This window comes from Psychrobacter sp. R86515 (assembly GCF_042466315.1).
In the GTDB taxonomy this organism is placed as follows: domain Bacteria; phylum Pseudomonadota; class Gammaproteobacteria; order Pseudomonadales; family Moraxellaceae; genus Psychrobacter.
In genome coordinates this window covers 2,749,512-2,769,311 of record NZ_JAXHCC010000001.1, presented here as the reverse complement: position 1 = coordinate 2,769,311, position 19,800 = coordinate 2,749,512, and the positions used below count along the sequence as shown (strand labels likewise).

At 39.1% G+C, this 19,800-nt stretch carries 15 protein-coding genes; 9 read left to right on the top strand and 6 right to left on the bottom strand.

Features of this window, described 5'->3' with window-relative positions; all coding sequences use genetic code 11:
- Positions 1-35: 35 nt before the first annotated feature.
- Both SJY28_RS11415 and SJY28_RS11410 read right to left on the bottom strand, forming a co-directional pair.
- Positions 36-653 carry a hypothetical protein gene (locus SJY28_RS11415; protein ID WP_379544538.1) on the bottom strand — a complete coding sequence of 206 codons (618 nt, stop codon included), beginning with the start codon at positions 651-653 and terminating at the stop codon, positions 36-38.
- A gap of 56 nt (positions 654-709) precedes the next feature.
- Positions 710-3,505, bottom strand: coding sequence for a class I SAM-dependent DNA methyltransferase (locus SJY28_RS11410; RefSeq protein WP_379544537.1), 2,796 nt, complete (start codon positions 3,503-3,505; stop codon positions 710-712).
- A gap of 160 nt (positions 3,506-3,665) precedes the next feature.
- Between SJY28_RS11410 and SJY28_RS11405 the strand changes: the two genes are divergently transcribed.
- The 8 genes from SJY28_RS11405 to mcrC all read left to right on the top strand — a co-directional run bounded on the left by SJY28_RS11405 (position 3,666) and on the right by mcrC (position 16,583).
- Positions 3,666-4,157: a hypothetical protein gene (locus SJY28_RS11405; RefSeq protein ID WP_379544536.1), complete on the top strand. Its 492-nt coding sequence runs from the start codon at positions 3,666-3,668 to the stop codon at positions 4,155-4,157.
- Between the two features lie 55 nt (positions 4,158-4,212).
- Positions 4,213-4,878, top strand: coding sequence for a hypothetical protein (locus tag SJY28_RS11400; protein ID WP_379544535.1), 666 nt, complete (start codon positions 4,213-4,215; stop codon positions 4,876-4,878).
- A 569-nt stretch (positions 4,879-5,447) separates the two neighbouring features.
- Entirely contained in the window at positions 5,448-7,514 is a 2,067-nt protein-coding gene (gene zorA / locus SJY28_RS11395; protein ID WP_379544534.1) for an anti-phage ZorAB system protein ZorA, read from the top strand.
- A gap of 18 nt (positions 7,515-7,532) precedes the next feature.
- Positions 7,533-8,264 (top strand): type I Zorya anti-phage system protein ZorB1, encoded by a 732-nt coding sequence (gene zorB1 / locus SJY28_RS11390; protein WP_379544533.1) that lies wholly within the window; start codon positions 7,533-7,535, stop codon positions 8,262-8,264.
- Positions 8,265-8,269: 5 nt separating this feature from the next.
- Positions 8,270-9,643: an EH signature domain-containing protein gene (locus SJY28_RS11385; RefSeq protein WP_379544532.1), complete on the top strand. Its 1,374-nt coding sequence runs from the start codon at positions 8,270-8,272 to the stop codon at positions 9,641-9,643.
- 18 nt (positions 9,644-9,661) lie between these two features.
- On the top strand, positions 9,662-12,889 hold the full coding sequence (locus SJY28_RS11380; protein WP_379544531.1) for a DEAD/DEAH box helicase: 3,228 nt from the start codon (positions 9,662-9,664) through the stop codon (positions 12,887-12,889).
- Positions 12,890-13,013: 124 nt separating this feature from the next.
- Complete coding sequence (locus tag SJY28_RS11375; protein ID WP_379544530.1) at positions 13,014-15,449, top strand: AAA family ATPase; 2,436 nt, start codon at positions 13,014-13,016, stop codon at positions 15,447-15,449.
- A gap of 3 nt (positions 15,450-15,452) precedes the next feature.
- Entirely contained in the window at positions 15,453-16,583 is a 1,131-nt protein-coding gene (gene mcrC, locus SJY28_RS11370; protein ID WP_379544529.1) for a 5-methylcytosine-specific restriction endonuclease system specificity protein McrC, read from the top strand.
- Positions 16,584-16,643: 60 nt separating this feature from the next.
- On the opposite strand, the gene SJY28_RS11365 is transcribed toward mcrC, so the two are convergent.
- From SJY28_RS11365 to SJY28_RS11355, 3 genes are all read right to left on the bottom strand, one after another.
- Complete coding sequence (locus SJY28_RS11365; RefSeq protein WP_379544528.1) at positions 16,644-16,871, bottom strand: hypothetical protein; 228 nt, start codon at positions 16,869-16,871, stop codon at positions 16,644-16,646.
- A gap of 157 nt (positions 16,872-17,028) precedes the next feature.
- Positions 17,029-18,194 (bottom strand): IS3 family transposase gene (locus SJY28_RS11360; protein ID WP_379544527.1). Its coding sequence is split into 2 segments (ribosomal slippage): positions 17,029-17,936 and positions 17,936-18,194, totalling 1,167 coding nucleotides; the frame shifts between segments, so codons are not numbered across the junction.
- 62 nt (positions 18,195-18,256) lie between these two features.
- A complete protein-coding gene (locus SJY28_RS11355; RefSeq protein ID WP_379544526.1) occupies positions 18,257-18,589 on the bottom strand; it encodes a hypothetical protein in 333 nt (110 codons plus the stop codon).
- Between the two features lie 361 nt (positions 18,590-18,950).
- On the opposite strand from SJY28_RS11355, the gene SJY28_RS11350 reads away from it, so the two are divergent.
- Positions 18,951-19,286, top strand: a complete 336-nt coding sequence (locus tag SJY28_RS11350) for a hypothetical protein (protein ID WP_379544525.1) — start codon at positions 18,951-18,953, stop codon at positions 19,284-19,286.
- A gap of 252 nt (positions 19,287-19,538) precedes the next feature.
- On the opposite strand, the gene SJY28_RS11345 is transcribed toward SJY28_RS11350, so the two are convergent.
- Entirely contained in the window at positions 19,539-19,772 is a 234-nt protein-coding gene (locus SJY28_RS11345) for a hypothetical protein (protein ID WP_379544524.1), read from the bottom strand.
- Positions 19,773-19,800 lie beyond the last annotated feature (28 nt).

The following is a 19,800-nucleotide window of genomic DNA, read 5'->3' as shown; positions in this document are numbered from 1 at the left end:
AAATAAAGCTCATTTGTCATAGCAATAGTGTGAAATCAATAGACACAAGTTATCGTATTATCATTACGGTCAAACCTAGCTTTTGAATCATACAAACCGTCACTCATATAGTCTGATGTTTGACGTGTTTTGAAGTGCTTCCACACACTTTGCATGTCTGCATTTTTAGCAAACTTCAGGACGTGTGCACCACCTTCTGATTCTGGTCTAAACTTATACTGATACTCTGTTATAGGTTGTTCGCGGTATTTGACACCATCTGCAAATTTAATATGGTATTCGGTATATTCATAATTAGTATGAATGCTGATGTCCTTCATGAGTGGGCTATAACCAGGGGTCCATTGAGATCTAGGCGTTATAGAAAACTCATAAATGTCGTCATTTGCATTCGGTTTTGCAAGGGTCTTCATTTTCATCGTTCTATCAATGAATTTATTATGATGTTCATTGATAGAGCTATAAATAGGACCATCACCGATACAGCCATCTTCCATCCACGCAAACAATATAAACATATCGCCTTCAGGAAGGTCTTGAGCATTTTTGCCTTTTAGCGATATAAGATCACTTTGTGATGCAGCTGATGCTTGACCTGCAGAAAACATGAGTAGGGCAGCAATTGCTGCACTTGATAAGATTTTGAAAATCATAATAAAACGCTCTTTATAATGTGTTTGATGTTGTTTGTCATAAATACTAAAGGACGCTACTTACTTTTCTTTTGGGCTTTCTTGTTACCCTTATTCTGCTGCTCTGCCTCGATAAGCTGCTCATAACGTGCCAGCAAATGTGCCAAGCGCTCTTCCGTATTGGCAAATCCTTGCGGGCGGTACAGCTTGTCCACTGCATCATCGATGTTGCTATGCGCTTGTTTTAAATCTTCTGGCATCTTATCGGGATCGTATAGCTCTGCTAAAGTCATGCCAGCATTGCTGGCGCGAGCGAGTAGGATTTCTTCTGCGAGATTTTCGATATTCTGTTTTTGCTCATCAGTGGTATCAGGGAAAGGGAAGGTGTTGTAGACAATAGTGCCTGAATATCTATAATCACTTTTTAATCTTCCAGCAACTAGGCGCATCCAGTCGTTATGGATAATCGAAGTTAGTATTCCAAACTCGTATATTGACCCCTCAGGAATTATGTTGACTAAATTAGTTGCAATGACTTCATGGCTATAAAAACCTATTGGTACATACTTACGACGTTCAGAAGAAACACTAGGAATAAGAATGTAATTACCTGATGTTGGTTGGCTTATATACCAAAATAAATGAGGTGTTTCGGCCATTTCTCGAGTATCTTTGTTGCTACTCTTAAGACGATGTTCTCTCACTAAATTACATACTTGCATTAAAACTTCGGAATTTTCAATATCCTCACTTGTAGCGTCGATAAGCCATAAACACCAACGATCCTTTCCATTCAGGAACTCCTGTGAGCCCAATATTTTTTTTATGAATCTACTTAACCTAGGTTCTTTTTCTAATATTTCATCTTTTTCCTCATTGGTAAAAAGCAAAAAACCACCTTCATTTGGCATGCTACCGAAAACCATAGTCGAACCACCATGAAGTGGCTTTGATTCCTTTTCTACAGCTACGCTCGAGCCTTCAACTAAATAAGGGCTAATATTACTTACTGCCTTAGAGAGCCATTGTTTATCTGAAAAACTAAAAATAGTCTTTTTATTGCAATTATCTTTATGGGATAACCCCAAAATTACAACATGGACTGCTGCATTGTTTCTAGCATTGTTTTTCCAAGGGAATGATTGATAAGCAAACTCAATTTCAATACCTAGGTCGAACAAAGCTGGGAACAGCATAGCTACTTGCATTCCTTGAGCTATAGAATTTGTTGACACTAGAGCTATTTTAGATTTCGTTTCAGTAATATATTGAGCACCCTTCCAGAACCAACAAGAGATATAATCTAGCTTCTTGTAGGATTTAAAACCTTTGAACACCAGTCGCACATCATCAACTTGCTCATCACTACGATTCCCAGTACCCCCAAATGGTGGATTACCAATAATATAAATCTCATCACTGCCATTGTTTGGACAGACCTCATTCCAATCGATACGCAAGCTATTACCATAAACAATATGTCCACTGTCTTTGAGTGGCAGCATTGGCTGAGATGCACCGAACTCCTGCTCGAATAGCACATTCATTTGGTGTTCAGCGAGCCAAAGCGACAAACGCGCAATTTGACTGGCAAAGTCGTCATACTCGATACCGTATAAATTATCCAAGCTGACCACACTATCGAAGCCTAAACCTAACAGATTGTCTTTCGATCCTAGTAAATCGCGTTGTGCCTTTAATACATCAATTTCTACCTTGCGAAGCTCTTTATAAGCAATAATCAAAAAGTTGCCTGATCCACACGCCGGGTCAAATACTTTGATTTTGCTGATACGGGTAAGCAGAGTATCTAAGCGTTCGGCTTTATTATTCTTGTGACGATTGTCATGACTCAGCGCTATGACCGTGTCTAGCTCTGCACGTAGCTCATCTAAGAATAGCGGCTGTATGACCTTCATGATATTGCTAACACTGGTGTAATGCTGTCCTAAGCTGCCACGCTGCTCAGGGTCAATCACTGCTTGAAACATGGAACCGAAAATATCGGGGTTAATCTCGGCCCAGCTCAAACGTGCGCACTCTAGCAAGATACGGCGTGTCCGCGCATCAAACTCCGGAATGGCGAACTGATATTCAAATAAGCTGCCGTTTACGTAGGGGAATGCGCTTAGGTAAGTGGGCTTTGCATGACGCTCTGCGCTAGACTCAGGCAAGTCTAGAACTTCAAATAGCTCATACAAGACGCTATCGACGTCACTGCCATCTATATTGGTGGTTCTGTCAATAACGTCATAGAACTGGTCTGCTTTAAAAATACCCGTATCTTCGGCATAAAAGCAGAACAGTAGCCTCGTCAAAAATATATTGAGAGCATGTAAGTCATCAGCAGTATTAAACTCATTGAGCTTGCGGATGTGGTCAAACAAACGACCCATTTTCTCTGAGGCTTGCACATCTGCAGGGTGCTCTGAGTATTCGCGAGCACGCTCTAGGCCGGCAAGTGGCAATAGGAAATGGTAGTTTTTATAAAGATCAGCAAAATCGCAGTCAAGCGTCTCATCATACTTAGTATCGTTAATCAGTACGGTGTTGAAGTCTGTCACCATTACCATACGGATTTTATGCTGATTGATGATTGGGCTGCTTATCACTTCACTTAGGGCTTTAGCAAGGTCTTGGCCTTCATCTACAGGCTTGAAGTAGATACGATGCTTATTAGCAACCTCGCCAGCTTCAGGATTGGCTGCGACATTGAAACGCCCGTCGTTTTTTTTAAGTGATGTAATAGTAGACTTTGAGACATCTAGCAGCGTTAGGAAATCAAAGATAAAGTCTTCTTTCTTATTCTTATTAATGACTTTAGTGGTTAATTTTTCTAAATCTTCAAAAAACTGGGTTTGGTTAAATGCCATGGTTGTCTCTATAGATGATTTACTAATATAAAAAAGTAGGCTAATGTGCAATTATAGCGCTATCTTATAATATTTAAAGGCTTAGTTGCTCTAAATGGATTGATACAATGCATTATTACTTGTTTTGTTTAAAACAAAAGTTTATTAATAGGGCTTATCGATGATAGTTAGTGACTATTTTCACGGTGATTCAATTCGTATTAGATGGATACAGCATGACAGCTATAGAGAAGCGTTACGAATTATTATTGATTTTGCTGATGATAAACATCGCCACGCTGAAAGGATAGTTGATGTTCGCACCGAATTTAGTGATTTGCGTGACGAAATAAGAGGCTTTGACCATAGAACCTTACAGTGGTTGCATGATTGTATGGCAGCTGCGTTCCGTATGGAGTATTGTCTTAACGCAGATTTTTTCACTTATAAGATATCAGACCCTCATACACCCGAAGAGACTGTGACATTTTGGCTTGAATTTCTTAGAAAAGAGCTTGAAAGAGTGTTTGCTGAGTACTTGCAGCTTCCTCGATTAATTCTTACTGCAGCTCTCTACCCAAACCCTGATCAAAAAGATAAAGATGCAGAAGATAAGATCTATAAATTAACTAGACTGCTATATCCTGAATTGAAACGCTTTCAACTTGGATAATCATTAACACAATATACTGAAGCTTGAGCTTTGTTTGGCATACATAGAGAAACTAATGAATCATACTGAGAACGAGAAAAGTACAGTCGATCCACATCAAAGCAGGTCAGTAGAGTACGACCGCGCAAAGCCCGAAATTACCCAACCAAACTCTCAGTTCGATCATGAGCTATTTCTTGATGGTATAACTCTTGCCGGCGGGTATTTTGAAAGTGGTGTTCGTGACTTTAATGACTACGCCACAGCGATGATTGACTGCTTAGGTTCTAGTATAACGCCATATTTGCTTTCTTTTTGGGAGAGTATACGACGCTATCCGGGTCTTGATACTCAAGACATGACTAGTGTAGAGGATAGTAAAAAACTACATGAGGAATTATTATTAGAGCAGCGGCGTAGAAATGATACCTCAGTAATAGAGAAAGGGCTGAGTCTACAGATGGGAGCTAGTATAAAAAAAGAGCGGAAAAAATACGAGAATGAAGACGTAATACATAATAGGGAAATGCATCATCAAATATTAGCCACTTGGAAACGAGACAGCCCACAGATGACAAAACGACTTAGAAGTTTGCAAGTGTTGGACGAGATGGCATTTGTATGTCAGGAAAGAATGTGGCAAGCAAACGATGATTACCGAGCCAGTGGAATGTCACCAACAGACGCAAGAGAAACAGCAGAGAAGGAACATCTCATGCTAGAGCCTGAAAGCCTAAGATAATGACAGCAGCCCAATATACTGACAGTTTTTAACCCATCATTAACAGAGTTTTTAGTGGCATAATAAATTGTTAGCTATCCTATGAATCTGCCATTATAGGTCAACATTCTCATTCAGATGAGCGTTTCAATTCTAAATCAAACCGAAAACTTCATCTATCCATCTAAAAGGTGATTAATAAAATCCACAGTCCTAGGGTTTAGTTACTCAATTTTTCTAAGCATAAGCATAAGCAAATTCTCCATATATGCTCAAATAGGCTTTTACCCCATTTCCTCCAATCTAACGATAAGCTATATGTTTTTTATGAATATATTCTGTCAACTATTTTCTAATCATTTGTTTGTCACCTTCAGTCTGATTAAATTTTATAAACAATAATTGATTTATGTTACTATTCTATCTTTTAAGTTACAGCTTGTAATTAAGGGTATGTAATGCCGTCGGATATATTTATTGACGTACCTCTTTCCTATGAATTTAAGCTGACATTAATTTAGTAATATTTAGACTTGATAAGTTAAATAACAAAGCTTTCAATCTTTTATTTGATGGGATAGGTGATATTGATGGATTGGTTAAAAGTAGCGCAGTTTTCGCAAGGCTATTATGTTTTTCCTGCAATAATTTTCATCTTTATTGCTTACATCAGTTTGCGATTTTTCTTAAATTATTTAAGTCCTGCTAAGGAACTAAACCATAAAATATCACAACTAGCTGATGAGTTAGACAAGCTTAATGACAACTCTAATCTTGATAAAGATTCATTAGATGTAAAGTTTGATGGCAACCCTTCTTTGAAGCAAGCTTGGATAAGTTATAAAAAAACCTTTCATGATACTTATGAAACAGTGGATGGCGAAGCTAAGGTAGCTTATTCACGGGCAACGGTACCAAGCGAGGTATTTTTCACGGAGTCCATTGTTGTCGATATACCGTTGAAGGTAGATTTTTATAAGCATCTACCAGGCATTATTACTGGTGTCGGTATTATCGTGACATTTCTTGGTTTGCTAATTGGACTGTTAGCATTCGACCCTGCTGGCAATCCTGACAAGGTTCAAGACAGTTTAGCGTTATTGCTAACAGGTGTCGCAGAAGCGTTTATGGCCTCTGGCTTAGCTATCGCAGCTGCCATGGTTATTACTTGGCGTGAAAAATCATGGCTTAGACAGTGCTACGCACAATTACAACGGTTGAATACAGCCATTGATAACGCTTTTACTGCTGATGAAAGTGGTGAGGAATACCTAGCCAAGCTACTGAAGTCATCTCAAGCAAACGAGGTCAATGCCCGACAGCTTAAAGACAGCTTAGTTAATGACTTAAAAGCCATGATGACTAACTTGGTTGAAGAGAATAAAAGAAATCAGACGGTCTTCGCCTCTCAGTTAAGTGACTCTTATGCTCAAACAAGCCAGTCGATGGCAACCCAAATTGGCGATTCGATTAAAGATAGCCTTCAAGAGCCTTTAGATAAAATCGCCTCAAGCGTGCAGCAGGTCAGCGGCGATCAGGGTTCAGCTGTGCAAGAACTTATGACTGATATATTAGCCGCTTTCATGAGTAAGCTGGAAACGACGTTTGGTGGTCAAATGACAGGTATGAGCGAAATGATGACTCAATCTGTGACAGCCATGCGTGAGATGCAGTCAGGATTTTCTCAGCTAATCACAGATATGCAAACTAACAGTGAAGTTTCGACCAAAACGTTAGAGACCCAAATGGCAAAAATGATGGATGATATTCATCAAAAGCAAAATGAGATGTCTACCCAAATGAACGAAATGGTAGAAAATCTATCTGCAGGTTCGGCCAAAATTGGAGATCAAGGGCTGCATGCTGTTGAGCAGCTGAATAGTAAAGTGTCAGAAATGGTGTCGGATTTAGGTACTTCAATGTCAGGTCTGCTATCAAATGTGGCAGAGCAACGTATCGATCAGGATCGCCAAATATTAGACAATCAACAAAAACTGCATGAGCAGTCATCTGTATTGATTGATAACTTAGGTAGTGAAATTAAAGAGTTAATTATTCATAGTCAAAACGCAGTTCAAAGTCATAAAGAAAACATCCAAAAACTCTCTCAAGTGACCACCGAGAGCATTACTGGTATGAATACTGGCGCAGAAAAGATGCGCTTAGCCTCTGAGCAGTTTACGACGGCTGGTAGCTCACTAATCACAGTGACTGGTAAAACCTCAGAACTTATTGCAGAGGTTAATACCACTTCAACCAACATGACCAGTGCTAGCAGCAATCTTATCGAGTTGATACGAGATTATAAGAACTCTCAAAACAGCGTTAATATTGCCATTGAAACACTAGAGAATCTTATTCAGCAGTCAAAGTCTGAAGCTGGCATGAGTAGTAAAATGCTTAATGATATGCAGAATATGACCACAGCTTTAGATAAAGTGAAGATGGAAATGCAAGAGTATCTATCAGAAGTGAGCGATGTTCTGGTGAAGAGCTTTGATAGCTTTGGCACTTCCGTTGAAAGCAGTCTAAATCACTCGCTAAAGTCTTTTGATAACACGCTTGACCAATCCATTAAACGTCTGGCAACCGGCATTGAAGGCCTAGGTGATGTGGTAGAAAACCTTGAAGACCTTACGCAAAGAACCAGACGCTAATTCGGGAGTGTATCGCTAATGATTGGTAATAGGTACGCTAAGAAGCATCGTTCAAAAGATGAAGGTGAAAAACCTTTTTGGATTTCATTTGCTGACTTGATGACAGCGCTAATGACGCTGTTTTTGGTAGTGATGGCAGTATCATTAATGGTCGTCACTAAGAAAATTAATGAAGCAACACAAGCGGAGAAAGAACGTAGTTCAGAGATCTTAGATATCTGTACTAGCATCAAAGATGACCCCATTTTGAAGAATCAGTTGATTACCGTAGATTGTAAAGAGAACCGTATAAATTTTGGTGAGGCGGGTCGGTTTGGGTACAACGACTACCGATTGAATGCAGAGGGTGTAAAGGCTCTAAGTGCTTTGGTGCCTGTTGTCTTAGAAGCTGCCAATAGTGAGAATGGTAAAAAATGGTTTAAGCAGATTGTGATTGAAGGTTTTACAGATACAGATGGATCGTATTTATATAACCTAAATTTAAGCTTGCGTCGTTCGGAGTGGGTAATGTGTAGTTTATTGGATCCCACATTTAATCAAGATTTGGATTTAACTGATACGCAAAAAAATCAAATCAAACAGCTGTTTCTAGCGGGCGGTGTGTCATTTAATGCCGCAAAAGACAGTAAAGAAGCCTCGCGCCGTGTAGAGCTACGAATGCAGTTCTATGGTTTAAAAGAAAAAGACAGTGCTGAGGCGCAGCCGATTTTTGTTTCTGCTCCTATTGAAACTTGTCAGCTAGCAAGGTGAATGTGATGAGTATAGCTATATTAAAGCAGGGGCTGAGTCAGAGTGTCGATAATTTTTCTAAATCCGACCAAGTACATAATAAATTTGCCAAACCGACCAAATTAATGAAAACATTAGCGCTCATTGAACGTAAGTTTGATGATATGGAAAACGCTCAGCCTATCGAAGAAAAGATTGTCAACTCAATTTTAAAGTTAGAAGAGCATGGCAAAGACTATTTAACAAAACGTGACTGGAAGAACCTAGCTTGGTCACTCAGTAAAAAACTTTTAAGTTATGAGGACAAGATACTTTTCACCTTTATAGGTGGACAGCTTATTGAGCAGTTTAGCAAAATGGAGCCTGAGTCATTAAAGTTTGTTTATTTTCCGCTGCTGTATGGTTACTTTGCAGTAGAGCAAGATGAGATAAACAAACGGCCTAACAACTGGATCCAGCTTAGAAATATCTTAAGTAGCAATCGCTCTACATTATTTCAAGCCACTCTTAAGCCTAAAAAATGGCTTACTACGTTAACCGATCATCCTGAAGTACTCTCACTAGATCCCTCAAAACGATTCATTCGTGATTTTTTACAGAATAGCGATGACAGCAGAGTCAGCAATCAGTTAGAAAGTTTAAGCATTGCACCAAATAGCTGGTTTTGGGACAGTTTGATCAATTCATCTATTAAGTCTGTTAAGACCATGAAAGAAGAGGATTACTTTAAAGTAATTCCACGTTTTCTACTGCTATTAGAAAGAAATCCAATTTATACCACCACTATTTTAACAGCTCTACTTGAACGTTATGCTTCTACCTCAAAGCGCGCGGTAGTACACGAAAACTTAAAGAATGTCTGTTTGAAGCAATGGGGTAACCCACAATACGACTCATCAGCAGGCTGGCGAAATGTCGGTTCAGATACTAGAAAAATGGTGGTTCAGTGGTTTGTCAGAGCCGACTTAGAAACCTTTTTTACTGTTTTTAGTGGTGGTGCAGACACTCGAAGATTTAATTATTGGATGAGATTCCTTAAGCAAGTAACGCTCTCAGAAATATTCTTAAATAATCAGGTAATGCTTTATCCAACAGCACAACAGGCAGAGTTTAAAAAAAATAACTTGGGAAGATTTAAAAAGATTTCTGGTAAAAGTAATGCTGCAAATGCCTTTATGATCAAAATAGGTGGATTTTATATAGTAGAGTTTTCTGAAATGAATAATGCAACTTATTTTTATCGCCAAATACCTTACTCTTCATTTCAGGAAAAAACACATAAAGTTGATATTACCAGCTTGAAATCAACTTCCCGAGCGGAGTTTTACTTATCCCATCAGAGTGCCTGGGAAAATTCTTTCGACCGAAGGTTGAAAAGTTTAGGAATATTTCCAGATTAAAATTATAGAGTGTCTTTAATGAAACTAGCATTTTGGAAGAGAAGTAACAGTACTACACCTACGGTTACTGAAAATTTAGTAGAAAGTATCGTGCCTTTACAGCTGCAATACGATGATATTGGCTTAAAGCACTGCTATACATCTGTGGCTAAAACGGATGCAGATTTCTATTGGGAGAGCTTGGCTGATGAGGAAGTTGCCTATCAGTCAGATGATAACTATATCTTACCATGGGAAGAGCTTTTTCAGATCCAACAAGACTCTGAGCATAAGGGTGTTATTGATCTGCTCAACCTACCATTATCAAATGATTTATACCCAGTCATTCGTAGTGAAAATGGCCTCAGTGATTCGGATTTCCAAATTATTTTAGATGGCTGGTGCGATAACAATAAGATTAAGTTCAAAGGCTCAGTCAAGCGTACAGGGGCAATCATTAGTCTTGCCGGTAAAGAGCATCTGTTGAGTGAGGCGACTTGGAAGCTACTAGAGAAAATCAAAGAATTCTCTCGTGTCACCGATAAAGACAAATCATTAAACCAAAAGTATTGGGCACAAATACGCAGTTTAGCGAATAAAAGTGAGGCGAACTTAGATGAGTTTCTGCGTAAAACCATCGTACTTGCCCCAGAGCAGCTTCAACTTAATCTCCGTAAAAACTTAGTGAGTACAGAGTCAGTGGTAGAGGTACAGCCTGACTTTAAAGACTCGCCCTCAAATTGGCTACAAACTTTTGATAAATATAATGACGTTCAAAACGAATATACGATTAGCTTACCAGAAGGTGGCCTGGCACACGTCATCATAGATCCGCAAGTTAAAAATGTGCTTAATGAAATTAAGAAGATGCCAAATCGTCGGATAGCTGGTGAGCGTGCACAAACCTTTTTACATAATCCTTTTGCTCAGTTAGGAGAAGATGCCGTCGAGGTTATCTCTTCAGAGGGTTTTGAGCAGTCCAAAAAAGAGGCAGAAATCTATAGCTACCGTTTGCTAATAGATAAAACTTATGATGAATTATCACATTTTAGTTCCGCTCAATTAATATTGCATGAAAACTCGAGTCGAGAAAAAGATCCTATTCTTTTGGAACTCTCAAATCTAGAGCAAGCTCAGCATTTTATCGCAACTTATGAGCGATCATCACCTGTCTTCCTATGGGCCGGTTACAGTATAGATAAAACCAACTACTTAGATAACCAAATAGAAGCGCTGAAAAGCGATCTAGAAAAAATTCAACAGTATGATGACGAATTACAAGCTAGGACTGTACTAGATTTAAGCAATTACAGCGATCGAGTGATTGGTATTGGTGAAGCTGAAAAACTGAGCTCTGAAGCCATTCAAAAAGATAGTGGTGAATCCGAATGGTTACCACAGAACCTTATTGATGAATCAACTAACTTATCCCAATTCACTTCCGAAAATACTGATGCCAGTACTGAACTACTTGAGCAACGCATCCAGCATGCAGAGGCCGAAGGAGAAAGTTTTGTTCTACACCCAGACAGCAATGTAACTATTGCATTAGAAGATGCAAAAAACTTACTTGATGAGCTTCGTGAGTCAAAAGGTGAGGGCCCAGCTGAAAACGATGTTGAACAAGAGCAACCAGATACTGATGAAAAAAAGAAAAAATCTACCTTATTGATTGCCAATAATATCGATGAGGCTGACTTTACTAAGAAGCGAGCTGAAATTCTGACTTTTGATGAAAGTAATCGCCCTCCGGCCAGATTGCCATCAAGTTTTAGAAGCCAAGAATTTAGTCTAAAAAAGCATCAAGAATACGGTATCGCTTGGCTACAAAACCTATATCAGTATGCACCCATCCAAGTCAGCGGTTGCTTGTTAGCGGATGATATGGGATTAGGAAAAACGCTGCAGTTACTTTGTTTTATTGGTGAATATTTAGAAACTGCAGAATCTAAAAAACCTGCATTAGTCGTAGCGCCAGTTTCTTTACTCGAAAACTGGGAATCTGAGATAAATAGGTTTTTTAGTGCAAAATTCGGCAAGGTCTTAAGTTTATATGGCGATAACTTAAAGCAGCGAAAAATACCGAAGCACTTAATATCCTCTCAATTAAGAAATGATTACGGAATAACGAACTTGCTTGAAGAGGGTTGGTTAGGTGGAGCAGATATCGTACTGACTACTTATGAAACCATGCGAGACCTTGAGTTCTCTTTAGGAAGGGTAGATTGGAGTGTCATGATATGTGATGAAGCACAAAAAATAAAAGTGCCCACTGCCATGGTGACTAAAGCCGCTAAAGCCCAAAAAGCAGATTTTAAGATTGCTTGTACAGGTACGCCTGTAGAAAACTCACTGGTTGACCTATGGTGTTTATTTGATTTTATACAAGAAAATCTACTGGGTTCGCTTAGTGAGTTTAATAAAGAGTATCGTCGTCCTATTGAAAAGAAGGATGATGAAGATAGCGCGATAATAGATGAGCTTCGTCAATTGATTGAGCCACAAGTATTAAGACGTATGAAGCATGATGTCGCTGAGCTACCAGCAAAACACGAAGTTAATGATTGTAAAAATATTGAAATATCAACGCTGCAACGCACACTCTATAAACAAGTATCAAATGACTGTAAGAGTTTGTCTGAACAAGGATATAAGGGTGTTATGTTAAAAGCGTTACATGACATGCGAATGATCTGTGCGCACCCTCTAAATTTTCAAAAGCAAGCAACTATTAAAGATTCACCTAAAGCTGAATGGTTAATAGACACGTTAGAAACCATAAAACAAAGAGATGAAAAGGTTATCATCTTTACTGAGTTCAGAGATATTCAAGTGTTTTTAAAACGACTTCTCCTTGAGCGATATGGATTAAGCGTTACTACAGTGAATGGAGATTCAAATACTAATAGTAGAAGAGGCTTAACCCGGCAAGGCATTATTGATCAGTTCCAAGAAGTGAACGGTTTTAATGTGATTATCTTATCCACGGTGGCAGTTGGCTTTGGTGTGAATATCCAAAAAGCGAATCATGTGATCCACTATACACGTAGTTGGAACCCAGCCAAGGAAGATCAGGCAACTGATAGAGCCTACCGAATTGGGCAGGATAAAGAAGTTTACGTGTACTATCCATCTATTGCAGCAACTGATTTTGAGACGTTTGAAATTAAACTGGATAAGCTATTATCTAGTAAGCGTAGCCTTGCCGATGATATGTTGAAACCAAACGTAGAGCTCACTCAAGAACTGATTCAGTCGATTTATTGAGTAAGCTCTTTAACAAAAAAGGTGCTTAAACACTGGTATCAATAAGAATGTTTTCAAGATAAAAAATATACAGACAGTTTGAGTTTCCATAAAACTATACTCAGTATTAAACAAGGATAGATAGATGAGTAATAATTTCAATTTAACCAATACACAGCCTTACTGGTTCGTTGGCTCTATATATGATGATAAAGATCATACGGAACGATTTATTGAAGATGGTGTTTGGGAGTTTAACCCTGAAGCTAAACCGATTGATTCAATAAAGTCTATCAAGGCTGGCGAGAGAATTGCCATTAAATCAAGCTACATAAGAAAAAATGGACTACCTTTTGACAATCGAGGACACGCTGTGTCTGTGATGGCTATCAAAGCCATTGGTACAGTGATAGAGAACTTAGGGGATGGTAAAAATTTAAAAGTAGACTGGGAAGTAAATCCTACTCTTAGAGAGTGGTATTTTTTCACAAATCGTAATACGGTTTGGAAGGTTATTCCTGAGACTGCGATAAGAGCTGGTTTGATAGATTTTGCATTTCATGGCAAAGCTCAGGATATTGACATGTTTCGCAACGATCCATATTGGCGAGAAAGGTTTGGTGATAATACTAAGGAAAATTCATCATTTAAGTGGACGAGTTTCTATGAGGAAATCGCATCCAAGCTTCTCTCTTTTAGAGATCGCCGTGATGAGCTTATTGCTGGCATTCATAAAATTTCTGAAAAAAGTGATGTTATGTCTATTCTTAACGATCAGTATGAAGAAGGTGTTGAAGGAGGGCTATTAAAAGATATATGTCCGTTCACAGTTATGGCTATGTTCAATCGGGGTATTACAGATGACAATCGAAAAATAATCGCTAAGGAATTGGCTGATTTACTTGGTGTATCGCAGCCAGTGCCAGAATCGTTCGATGGCATTCCTATTGTCAACAATCAAAAAACATGGTTTTTTGGCTATAGTTATAAACGTCAACCAGATGATATAGATAATCTGTGGGATGTTTTTGCTCGAGCGATCTCACTTACTGATTTAGACAATGAAGGTGAGAGTGAAGATACTAGATCCGAATTTATTGCTGCATATGATAAAGCGACGCAATGCTATGGCGTGGGTTGGAACCTCACTATGGGTCTATATTGGATTAGGCCTTGGAGCTTCTTAACACTAGATGGGCAGTCTCAAGAATATATTAATAAGAAACTTAATATTGAGATTAGTATGAACGGTCTAAAGGGGCGTTGTACTGCAAATGATTATTTAGAATTGCTAGATAATCTTGATACACGATTTCAAGAAGACAGCTACCCTGTACACTCGTTTCCAGAACTATCACTTGCAGCATACAAGTATCGGCCAAATAATTCGGAAAAATCGCCTAAGAGAAATTGGAACGATATTATTCCATCTCAAGTAAAACAGCTTTGTTATGAAAAGCAGTCTTATGAATTTACGGTAGATGAATTTTTAGAAAGATTTACTAATGACCTTGAAGAAAGGTATCCCGATAGGAAAGATGTTGGAGGAGGTGCTAAATATCTATTAAAAGAAATGGTTAAAGATGGAAGAATGGAGTTACTTAGCAAAGGGGTATATCGCTTGCTAAGTGAGGATCTGATCAGTGATCTTGATATTGAAACATATTCTGAGCTTGATACCCAAGTAGCTCCTGATACTTACTCTATTGATGATATTACGGCTGACGGGTGCTTTTTACCTCAATCTAAGATTAAGATGATACTTAAGCGTCTTCAGGCTAAGAAAAATATCATACTTCAAGGTCCTCCAGGAACGGGTAAGACTTGGCTCGCTAAAAGACTGGCCTTTGCTTTGATCGGACATCGAGACGATAGTAAAATTAAAGCGGTACAGTTTCATCCAAACCTTTCATATGAAGACTTTATACGTGGTTGGAGACCATCAGGTGAAGGTAAGCTAACATTAGTAGATGGCCCTTTTATGGAAATGATCGACAACGCTCTCAAAGACCCTGATTCGAAGCACGTTATCGTCATTGAGGAGATCAACCGAGGTAACCCTGCTCAAGTATTTGGTGAGATGCTTACGCTTTTAGAGACGGACAAGAGAACACCAGATGAAGCATTAGAGCTGTCTTATAAAAGGGAAGATGGTGAGCGTGTTTTTATACCAGATAACCTATATGTTATAGGCACGATGAATATTGCCGATCGCTCACTCGCATTGGTTGATCTTGCGCTGCGCCGTCGCTTCGCTTTCATTGACCTTGAACCTACCTTAGGTAAGCCTTGGCATGACTGGGTACAAGATAAAAATGGCATTGACGCAGAGTTTCTATATGACATCGAGAGGCGTATTAGCGCTTTGAATGATGAGATATCTACAGATGCAAGTCTTGGTGCTCAATTTCAAGTAGGTCACAGTTATGTCACGCCAGCCGGTGGTATGAAGATTACGGATGCTAAAGAGTGGTTCTTTGAGGTGATAGAAACAGAGGTAGGCCCTTTACTGGATGAATATTGGTTCGATGACCTTGAAAAGTCACGAAAAGTCCAAAAACGCTTGACTGAAGGCTTGTAACTAATGTCTGTTGAAGAAGATTTACTCAGCGAATCCTTTGACGATATTAAACATATAGGCAAGATACCTATTCGTAATCTTTGGTTGCTCATGCTATATGCGTCAGATATCTATAGAGAATTTGATTCTGCTAACATTGCTGTCGAAGAAAATCCTGATGACATCCCTGATTTAGTTGCGGAAATGCTTTGTCGACGTGTTGAACACCGTATTCAGCGGAATTTGAGCTATAGCTATCAATCTCGTGATGCTGTGCTTAGTCGTGTCCGAGGTAGAATAGACCTTTTAGGTACTGAAAGAGGTAGGCTGCTTGAGCGTGGTAAGGTAGCCTGTCGCTTTGATGAATTGACTGTTGATACCTCACGCAACAGATATGTGAGAGCTGCTCTTGAGAATATTTCTAAAGTCGTTAAACGTAAAGATCTGGCTCATAGATGTCGATCATTAGATACACGCTTAAGACGTATGGGTGTCAGCCAAATACGCCCTAGTCGTAGTGAAGTCTCAGTGGATAGGTTTGGAAGACATGATGCTGAAGATAAACCAATGGTAACGGCTGCACACCTAGCGTTTAATCTGGCATTACCAACGGAGTCTACCGGCACAAGGCAACTGTCTTTACCAGAGCGAGATAATCTGCCGTGGCTTCGTAAGTTATTTGAGAAAGGGATTGCTGGGTTCTATGATACGGTTCTTTCAAAGCAGTGTTATCGAATAAGCGCTGGCAAAATACTTAAGTGGCAGATTGAGAGTAAAAGTTTAGGTATCGATAAAATCCTCCCAAATATGAAGACGGATATTATCATTGATAATATAGACTTAGAGCACCGCATAGTTATCGATACCAAGTTTAATTCTGTCGTAACAAATGGTTGGTATCGAGATGAAACATTAAGAAGTGGCTATCTTTATCAGATGTATAGTTATTTGAGGTCTCAGGAATGTAGCGGTGACTCTCTTAATAATCATGCTTATGGTCTATTTATTCACCCTTCAGTGGGCGAAAATATTAATGAACACGTTATTATTCAGAACCACAAAATTCAGTTTTCTACTGTGGATCTAGCAGCATCTGCAGTAGATGTTCGTGCGCAGCTGTTAAAAGTTATTGAAGTTGATCAAATTAAAATCTAGCTCTGTAAAATCACCGCTATTTTTTTTGAACAGAGCTTTGAACTCGCTGTATAAGTATATTCAAGCAGATTCTAACGCATGCTTACAAGCCTCAGCTAAATAAGGATCAACCGTATCCTGTTTCAGCAGCCATTTCAGATATCCAGCACCATCTGAATGTGTTGCCAAATCTGCAATCGCTTCACCTTTATGTTTACCAAAACTTAAATGCGCGGGTACACGCGCCATTTGGCTAAACTCATATAAGCTTTCTACATCGTTTATTTCATGACCTTGGCTATTCGTCAAATCAATCAGACTACCAAGTACAAGCTGAGTGAAGTAAATATCAGCAATGGAAGCATGCGCATCCTTTGCTTGAGCGCGGGCTATATCTCGATGAAAGTGATAGAGAAGGGATGACCCCTGCCGTCAAATCCGTACAGTTAAACTTGGGAGATTTGAATCAAGCAGCTTGACGATAATAGTCAAACCATACCTGTCTTGGCGACTTATAGCCTAAACTCTTTTGAATCCTCGTTTGGTTGTAGTACAGCTCGATATAGCCGATGATATCATTGATTGCTATAAACCTTGTTTTATAGTCTTGGTAATACACTAGCTCATTCTTTAATGTGCCCCAGAAGCTTTCTATGGGTGCGTTGTCGAAACAATTGCCTTTACCACTCATCGAGCCTTTGAAATTATGCTGCTTGATGATTTTGTGATAGGCATGACTACAATACTGGCTGCCTCTGTCAGAGTGCACAATCAATCCTTGGCTTGGACGTTTATTCTTGATTGCCATATTGAGTGCACGACATACTAAATCTGCGGTCATTCGCTTATTGATAGCATACCCGACCAGCTCTTTGGTGTATAAATCTTTGACTCCAGCTAAATATAACCAACCCTCATTGGTCCAGATATAAGTAATATCACTGACCCACGATTCATTAGGATGCTTAGCATCAAATTGCTGATTTAGTATGTTTGGATAGACAAGCTTGTTATGGTTGGAATCAGTGGTGATTTTAAAGCGTTTGTGACGACGGCATTTGATGTCATGTTCTTCTTTAATGCTTCTGACCATATATAGGCTAATATCGTGCCCTTGCTCTATCAGCTTTGCGTGCAGTCGATCAGCACCATAACGTGCTTTTGTTTTACTATGTGCCGCTCTGACAAGTAGCTCAGATTGGTTACGGTGTATCTGTTGCTCACTAATATCACGACTCAGCCAGTCATAGTAGCTAGAATGCTTAACCTTTAGTACACGACACATAGTAGTGATACTAAAGAAGAGATCGTTGTTTTTGATAAAGGCGTACTTCACTAACTGTGCTTGGCAAAGTACGCCGTCGCCTTTTTTAATATCTCTCGTTCCTCTTCGGCTACTTTAAGCTGTCGTTTGAGCTGCTTTATTTCCTGAAGAGCCGTCATAAGATCAGGATCATATTGTTCTGTGCCGATAAGCTTGCCTTGATTGGCTTTATTATGCCAATTAGATAAGGTCTGCATGGCGATGCCAAGGTGCTTTGCGGTCGCTGAGATATTGCCATTATTGTCTGATATCTTCTTGACGGCCTCGGCTTTAAATTCGTCACTGTAGCTTCTTATTTTCTTGGTCATGATAAACTCCGATTAATACGCTTAGTTTACCAAGTTTAGGTGTACGGTTTTTTCAGCATAGCTCAGGATACTAGCTTATGGCTTTCCAATGTAAGAAGAAGAAAATTAGCCATGGCGTTGGTACATATTAATTTAGGTATATGAGTCACGCCAGCATTTTTAAGAGCTGCCATATCAAAGTCAATATTGTGACCGATCAAGTACTCAACACTGTTAGGCAGTCTAAAATCTGTGTGAGGTGGCTCATTCGTCAGATCCTCATCACAGATATGTGATATCGCCATAGAACCCAAGCTAATGTCTTTCAGAGGATTAAAGCGCTTCGCTCTTGGCGCCTGTAATACTGTCACCTTGCCATTAATGATATCAACAATAGAATAGGCGGCCTCAGTCATGTGCGGTTCAATAAGCCCTGTGGTTTCAGTGTCGAGTATGTATGTGGTCGTAATTGGCCTTAATAGATAAGAGAAGCTTAGCAGTCTGTTTTAAGTGGTTCCATTATAGTAGTCTATTTTAAGTGGTCTATTAATAGGTTTGAAGAGCACAATGACTAGTTTTCTTGGGGCATACATAATGGAACTGGCATTAACAGACTATTGCTTATTACTAATTTAGCATAAAGCCGATTAGTTCTCCTAAAGAGGAATTTGCAAATATATATATGGGCTAAGGTTGAAGGTTGGGCAATGCCGATGTATCACATGCAGCAAACGTCAAGCCCCTTAGTCAGCTATTAGAGGGGTTGGTGTTATCTATATGTCAGAGTGTGATGTGTTTAATGCGTTCATATTGATAAAGAAGCGCATGGAGGAGTGCCGTTTTGGTAAAGACCTTAATAGTGTTGCGACAGAGATTATGGTGAATCAAATTAAGTTGTATTCTATCCATTATGAGCAAAACAATATTCATGACGTAAAAGTTAGCACTATGGATGACGAATCTAGCTTTATAATACGGTGTGTCTATGCTTTCCCAGTATCGAATGGGATGAATAATGATAAATTAAATCGAATTACCACAGCAGAAGGTTCGAGTGTTAATGAGTATGCCATTCAAGCAAGTAAGACTTTATTAGGCAAAAGCACTAACTAGCCAGCCTAGCAGCACAAAACTAAGACAGCCTAAATACGTTGCCTTTTTTATTGCTGGCATGAATAATAAGTCAACTTTTACCGGCCTATGAGAGAACGCCGTACTTGCCAGCCTGTCATAGGCATCATAGTTACTCATTGCAGTCATGGGTATTATCATTGAGAGCAAGGACGACATCATTGATAACAAGGAAAAGATGGGCAAGCCAATAATATATAGCTGAGCAGATAAAATCGTTAAGCTCTATAAAACCTAACGTCTTGCAAACTTGATACCGACAGCGCCAAGCAAAAAGGCGACTAATAAACTCACGATATGATAAACAAAGAAGAACACCACCAAAAACCATAAAACCCCGAAAAAACTCTCAGGATTAACAAGGCTATAGGTCATTGTTCCAGTGATAAAAAACATGATGATCTTAAAAATAGTAGGTGAAAGCCCAGCTCTACTCGTTTGACCGCTAACAAATTCTTTTCTTTCCATAATATAACCCCTTTTAATTAATACCAAA